We start from the raw sequence: 6,282 nt of genomic DNA, 5'->3' as shown, positions 1-6,282 counted from the left end.
TGATAGACAGCTGTAGCAATATGACAATATTTTTTAACAATAGGTGTTTCACAGGTCATCGTTTTATGACAACAAGTACATTGATAACGTCTCATTTTTAAATGTAATTTAGTGGGATTTTCATAAACAGATAATAATTTTATTTTTCTTAAATAACTCCCATAACGAATCAGTTGATTATGCCCACAATGATGACATTTTTCTATTTTTCTTTCCCAGCTGGCATGAATAATATGATATTTAATATGATGTTGCACGTCTTGAGTTAGCCAATTTTCTGGAAATTCAAATTCTTCTTCTAATTTCAATAATTTTCTGGTATTCTTATCCATGTGAAGCACCTCTTTACTATTTTCTCTCAACTTATAGTTTACTGGTTTGCTTCACTTTTTTCTATAAAAAAATAATCGTGTTGGCGAACCTTTTTGTTCACCAACACGATTTATTGTACACCCAAAAAATCATTTACAGTAAATAAAATCATAGCAAATATTCAGTCATGCTATTTTTTATATAACCTCTGATTTTTTGTTCAGCTTTTTGAATGCTAATATAATCTTCATAAAAAATATCTTTTAATGGACTTGACTGCTTCCAAGTCATAAAATCACAAAAACTATTCCATTTTAATTAGTATCTTGTTGTCTTAATCGTTCTAAAAGCAAACGAATTTGCGTACGCTCCAATGGGTGAATAGCAAATGGTGCAATTTCAGCCAAAGGTGCCAATACAAATTCACGTTCACACATATAAGGATGCGGAACAACTAAATGGTCATGTTGAAGAATTTCATCTCCAATCATCAAAATGTCTAAATCAATGCAACGTGGCCCCCATTTCATTTGACGAACACGTCCCATTTCTTGCTCTATTTGTTGAAGAATATGCAAAACATGTAAAGGTTCAAAGTATGTTTCTATTTCAATGACTTGATTTAAAAAGGTGTCTTGCTCAAGTAAGCCCCAAGGTTCTGTTTCTAATCGTTTAGAAACCTTTACAATACGCAGCCCTTTATGCTCTATACTCTGTAAAGCCTTATCTAAAAGTGCTACTTTATCGCCCATATTCGTTCCTAATCCGATAAACATTCGGCGTTTTTTTCTACTCAGTGTAACAGAACAAACATCTAATGGCAGATGCACAGGTGCCCAAGGTTTTTGTAATTCTAAATCAACTTGTTGTACGATAGAATAGGTTTCAAAAATACGTTCAATCAATTTAAATGCAACCGTTTCGATTAAATCTTCTTTTTCAGATTGACACCACTTTACTAATTGTTCGCTTAATTCACCATAATGAATAGATTTTTCTAAATCTCCATTAACGGCTGCTTGGCTCATGTCGTAATAAATTGTTGCATGAATAATAAACTTTTGCCCTAACTCTTTTTCACTGGCAAACACACCGTGATGAGCAAATAAACTCAATCCTTTAATCTCTAATTTATCCATACTTTTCCTACCTTATGTTAAAATCCCATTAGACGATATGCTTCTTGTTTCAATGTGTCATCTTGTTCAAGAACACCACGTGCTACAGATGTTACTGTTGATGTTCCCGGTTTTTTAATGCCTCGCATATTCATACACATATGCTCAGCCTCAATAACAACCATGGCACCTTTTGCATCTAAATAATTCATCAATGCCTCAACAATTTCAATCGTTAACCTTTCTTGGATTTGAGGTTTTTTAGCGTAGACTTCTACTGTTCTTGCCAGTTTAGACAAGCCAGCCACTCTTCCATTTGGCACGTAGGCAATATGGACTTTCCCATAAAATGGCAAAAAATGATGTTCGCACATTGAATGGAACGGAATATCTTTCTCAATAACCATATTGTCATCTACAATCTCAAATGATTTTGACAAATGGTCTTGAGCATTTTTCCCTAATCCAGAAAAAATTTCCTCATACATTTTTGCAATACGTTGAGGTGTTTCTTGCAAACCCTCACGCTGTCCGTCTTCCCCCACAGCTTCAATAATCATTTTTACTGCTTGTTCAATTTTTTTCTTATCCATGTTTTTCCTCCAGTACATACCCTCTAACGTGTGATAAAAAGTAAAGAGAGCCTGTTATTAATATCATCTCATCATCTTCCAATGTTATAGTATCAAGAAACTGTTTCCAGTCTACCCTTTTTATGTGCCTTTGCTTAGAAAGATTGTCTACATGTTGTGTATCAATAGAGCGTTCATCATCAAAAGACGTTAAATAGATTGTTGCATGTTCAATAGCGTGCAAATCATTTAGCATAGTGTCAATATCTTTTGTCTGTATACACGAAAAAATAATATGCTTACGATACGTGTTGTAGCGTTTATTCATATTTTCAACTAAACGTTTCATAGCATGTGGATTATGTGCCCCATCAATCACAATACATGGCTGATTAGACAATTGCTCCATACGTCCATGCCACGATACTTGAGTAAGTGCTTTTTGAACACGACGATTAGACAATTGTTTTAAATGCCTTATGCGACAAAATTCATCTGCCAACATAATAGCCATAGATGCATTGTCAACTTGATGCATGCCAAGTAACGACACGTTGAACAAAGATGTTCGATAGACATTTCTAAATTCAAATAGTTCGCCTTGTTCATAAGATGCTACATACTTACCTGCATAATCTTTTTGCCAAGATATATGCAAATTAGATAATTGAGCAGCTTTTGTTTCAATAACACCTAAGGCTTCATGCTCAATATTTCCTGTAACAATAGGCACACAGTATTTCATAATGCCTGCTTTTTGTTCAGCAATTTTTGCCAATGTATTACCAAGTAAATCAACATGATCTAGTCCAATCGTTGTAATGCCTGTTAACATAGGTTGGCAAACATTTGTGCTATCTAGTAACCCCCCCATGCCTACTTCAATAATAGCCACATCAACTTGTTGTTGATAGAAATAATCGTAAGCAATTGCCGTAACCAATTCAAATTCTGTTAGCCCTTGTAATACCTCTGCATGTTGATTACATAATTCTCGATACACATTTACTAATGATTGTAAATGTGTATCGTCTATAGAACGTCCATTAACTGAAATTTGATCATGGTAATGCACAATATACGGTGAAGAAAATACACCTACCTTTAATTGCATTGCTTGCAACAGTTGCGATAAACACGCTATTGTAGAGCCTTTTCCGTTTGTACCTGCAATATGAATAATAGGCATTTTAAGGTGTGGATTGCCTCTAAGTTGTAATAATGTTTGCATACGTTCCAAACCAAAATTTGGCTGTTTACTTTTGTAAGAAGATAACCAGTCTAATATCTCTTTTTTCATACCATTCCTCTATTTTTTATACGCTTGTAAATGAACATCATCTACCGTGTCAGCAAAGCGTATATTTGTTCCAATTTTTTGTGCCACTTTATGTGTCATTATATCATGAACACGCACAACTTCAACACCTTTTGCTGCAGCAATGGCACTTAAATGAGCAGACGCCACATCACGCAAGGCATATCCTTGCTCACTTGTAATATCTGTATTTAGTCCATTTTCTTCTAAAATATTCATAATAAATCGTTTACGTGACACCCCTAAAAAGATTGGGTACTCTAAATCATGTAACACATCTAAGCGTTGAATTAATTGTAAATTTTCACGTTTTGTTAATCCAAAACCAATTCCTGGATCTAAGCTAATATGATGTTTTTCAATTCCTGCCTTTTGTGCTATGCATAAAGCCTTATCAAAATAACGAGTCATTAATGTTACAATATCCAAGGTCAAAAATTCTTCTAATTCGTGTTCACTAAACGGTTGTTTACGATAAAATGTTGAAAAAATCGTTGCGCTAGGGTGTGTCGGTCTTGCAATAACTGGATTAAACATCATAATCACATCTGCTTGATAATCCGCAACGACTTTTGCCATATTATCATCCCCTAACAAGCCTGTAATATCATTGACAATATCAGCACCAGCTCTAAGAGCTTCCTGAGCCACTTCTGATTTCCATGTATCTATTGATATTGGAATATCGTAACGTTCTTTAATTGCTTTAATAACAGGCACAACACGTTTGATTTCCTCTTGGATATCAACATAGCTACTTCCTGGTCTAGTGGACTCTCCACCAATATCTAATAAACTAGCTCCTTGCGCAATTAATGTACCAGCATGTGCTAATGCAGCTTCACAAGCTAAATATTTTCCTCCATCAGAAAATGAATCTGGTGTGACATTAATAATGCCACATAATTGAGTAGGTTGTTTAAATTGAATAATTCCCATACGTTTCTCCTTTTTTCATTGTTATACTAATACTCTTGTACGTACATATCGACATACAAGAGTATTAGGCAATTACTAAATAAAATCACAATATGCATATACGTTCTCACATCATAAAATCATATTAAATTAATCCTAACAGACTCCACCAACCAAAGTAAACACCTAAAATTAAAATTGGTGTCACAAACGTCATTACTGAACCATATCTTAATAAGTCTTTTTCAGTATAATATGATTTTCCAATGCCCATCATCATCACAGCATGATGGAAAGGCAACATAAAATGAATATTAACAATAACATACGTCATTAAGACAACTATAATGCCTGAATATCCTGCACTTTCCATTAAAGGAATCAAAATAGGTAAAACAACTGACATTGTCGCCACTGATGAGCCAATGCATAAATGTAAAATCATAATGACAAATACAATAATAATACTATAAAAAATAGATTGATTTTGAGGAATTAGTTGCTGCAAATGTTCAAAAACAATCTTTGTCACTCCACTTTGTCCAAGCACTTTACCAATGTTAAATACTGTTAATAAGAACAAAATGAAATGAACATTAACTGATGATAAATCTTTATATTCCAATACTTTAAATGCATAAAGCACAACAACAGCAATAGTTGCAAATACCCATGGTTGAATATGATGAATATGTTGACTCATCCAAGAGGCAATCACACCTGCCATAATCACAATACTTCCAATTTGTACATGACGACTAATGTGTTGATTGTGTTGAGTTGTTTGTGTAATCATATCTACACTAAATTGCTCTAACTCTTTTTTGAATAATAGACGTGTGAGCATAATTGTTAATACAGCTGTCACTAAAACAGGTATAGCCATCCATAAAAACCAATTTAAAAAGGTAAAATGTGCACCTAGTTCTTTTCCTGCAAAAGTTATCGCTGACACATTTAACACAATATCTCCATTACTAAAAAGCATATATGCCACAGAAACACCTACAAAGGCATTAAAAATTAGAATGGCTTTCACACGTTCTTGTCCAGCTTTTTTTGCAATCAATAAGCCATCTAAAATAACACCTAGAATAATCACTCGAGCAAATGCTTGTGGAATAACAAACACTAAAGCTATCCCTAAAATATACGGCAGAATGAGTAATAATAGCATACGCTTTGCACAATATTTTAAGAGAGATTCCACCACACGATGAACGACTCCAGTTTTCATCATACCAACACTCAGTAAAGTCGTGGATATAATAAGCAAATTAGTATCTGACCACACAAATTGATAGATTTGCTCTTGTGGGGTGCTACCAAATAGAAAATAACTCAATAACAATATGCCACATGAATAGCTCTTATGAATAACATTTGTTGCCCAAAACGGCACAACCATAAGTAACGTGCCCGTTAACATTTGTTGCTTAAATGTAAAACCTAACGGATTCCATAACGTTAAAAGACTAGCAATAACAACAATAGCTAGCAATAATTTGCATTTCTTCATTCAAAATCTCCTTTACACAAAAAATGGGTGCACCAAAAACAGTGCACCGCAACTTTCACAGCGGAAGCGACAATCAAACGCGCAGTTGCCTTCCCATGTGTTGCTTTTATTAAACCAACACATGCAAAGAACTTATTAACCACTTCGTTTCGCAACGACCTCCCATTTGCGAACACTTAACGCATCATGCCTACTCTGTTTTTCTTATTTAGTTAAATTGCTAGTATAAACATACATTTATTTGTTAAAAAAGTCAATATAAAAATTAGTTTTCTGCTTGTAATCTACAAATCCCCGTGTTGTAAAATGAAGTGCAACAAATAAAAATAAACAAAAAAACATGAAAATCAGCTATACTAAAGTTGCCAAACCAAATAGATAGGAAGATTTTCATGTCCGAAGTACATTATACCACAAAACGACACTATAAACACTTAAGTGATAAAGAAAGAAGTCAAATTGAAATATTATTAAACGAGGGCTATACTATTTCAAAAATTGCAACACTACTGAATCGCCATAAAT

7 protein-coding genes and 1 riboswitch are annotated in these 6,282 nt (G+C 33.9%); of the genes, 1 reads left to right on the top strand and 6 read right to left on the bottom strand.

Annotated elements, in window-relative coordinates; genetic code table 11:
• The 6 genes from E4T68_RS08115 to E4T68_RS08090 form a co-directional block, all read right to left on the bottom strand.
• The coding region (locus E4T68_RS08115; RefSeq protein WP_135125863.1) for a transposase family protein at positions 1–332 on the bottom strand (332 nt) is incomplete at its 3' end.
• A 294-nt stretch (positions 333–626) separates the two neighbouring features.
• Positions 627–1,451, bottom strand: coding sequence for a 2-amino-4-hydroxy-6-hydroxymethyldihydropteridine diphosphokinase (gene folK, locus E4T68_RS08110; protein ID WP_135125861.1), 825 nt, complete (start codon positions 1,449–1,451; stop codon positions 627–629).
• 17 nt (positions 1,452–1,468) lie between these two features.
• Entirely contained in the window at positions 1,469–2,023 is a 555-nt protein-coding gene (gene folE / locus E4T68_RS08105) for a GTP cyclohydrolase I FolE (protein WP_135125859.1), read from the bottom strand.
• Positions 2,016–3,302 (bottom strand): folylpolyglutamate synthase/dihydrofolate synthase family protein, encoded by a 1,287-nt coding sequence (locus E4T68_RS08100; protein ID WP_135125857.1) that lies wholly within the window; start codon positions 3,300–3,302, stop codon positions 2,016–2,018. Before E4T68_RS08100 ends, folE begins: the two co-directional genes overlap by 8 nt.
• A 9-nt stretch (positions 3,303–3,311) precedes the next feature.
• Positions 3,312–4,259 carry a dihydropteroate synthase gene (folP, locus tag E4T68_RS08095; protein WP_135125855.1) on the bottom strand — a complete coding sequence of 316 codons (948 nt, stop codon included), beginning with the start codon at positions 4,257–4,259 and terminating at the stop codon, positions 3,312–3,314.
• A 124-nt stretch (positions 4,260–4,383) separates the two neighbouring features.
• Positions 4,384–5,757, bottom strand: coding sequence for an SLC13 family permease (locus tag E4T68_RS08090; RefSeq protein WP_135125853.1), 1,374 nt, complete (start codon positions 5,755–5,757; stop codon positions 4,384–4,386).
• A 56-nt stretch (positions 5,758–5,813) separates the two neighbouring features.
• Positions 5,814–5,957: riboswitch (THF riboswitch) on the bottom strand.
• Positions 5,958–6,149: 192 nt separating this feature from the next.
• Here E4T68_RS08090 and E4T68_RS10015 point away from each other — a divergent pair.
• A partial coding sequence (locus tag E4T68_RS10015) for a helix-turn-helix domain-containing protein (RefSeq protein WP_135125751.1) occupies positions 6,150–6,282 on the top strand: 133 nt, incomplete at its 3' end.

It is taken from the genome of Granulicatella sp. WM01 (assembly GCF_004570605.1).
Classification (GTDB): domain Bacteria; phylum Bacillota; class Bacilli; order Lactobacillales; family Aerococcaceae; genus WM01.
This window is presented reverse-complemented; position numbering and strand designations above follow the sequence as displayed.

Bases quoted from the DNA above. Each gene is read 5' to 3' on its own strand.
- E4T68_RS08100 (WP_135125857.1), bottom strand. From the start codon at position 3,302: ATGAAAAAAGAGATATTAGACTGGTTATCTTCTTACAAAAGTAAACAG.
- folE (WP_135125859.1), bottom strand. From the start codon at position 2,023: ATGGATAAGAAAAAAATTGAACAAGCAGTAAAAATGATTATTGAAGCT.
- folP (WP_135125855.1), bottom strand. From the start codon at position 4,259: ATGGGAATTATTCAATTTAAACAACCTACTCAATTATGTGGCATTATT.
- E4T68_RS08090 (WP_135125853.1), bottom strand. From the start codon at position 5,757: ATGAAGAAATGCAAATTATTGCTAGCTATTGTTGTTATTGCTAGTCTT.
- folK (WP_135125861.1), bottom strand. From the start codon at position 1,451: ATGGATAAATTAGAGATTAAAGGATTGAGTTTATTTGCTCATCACGGT.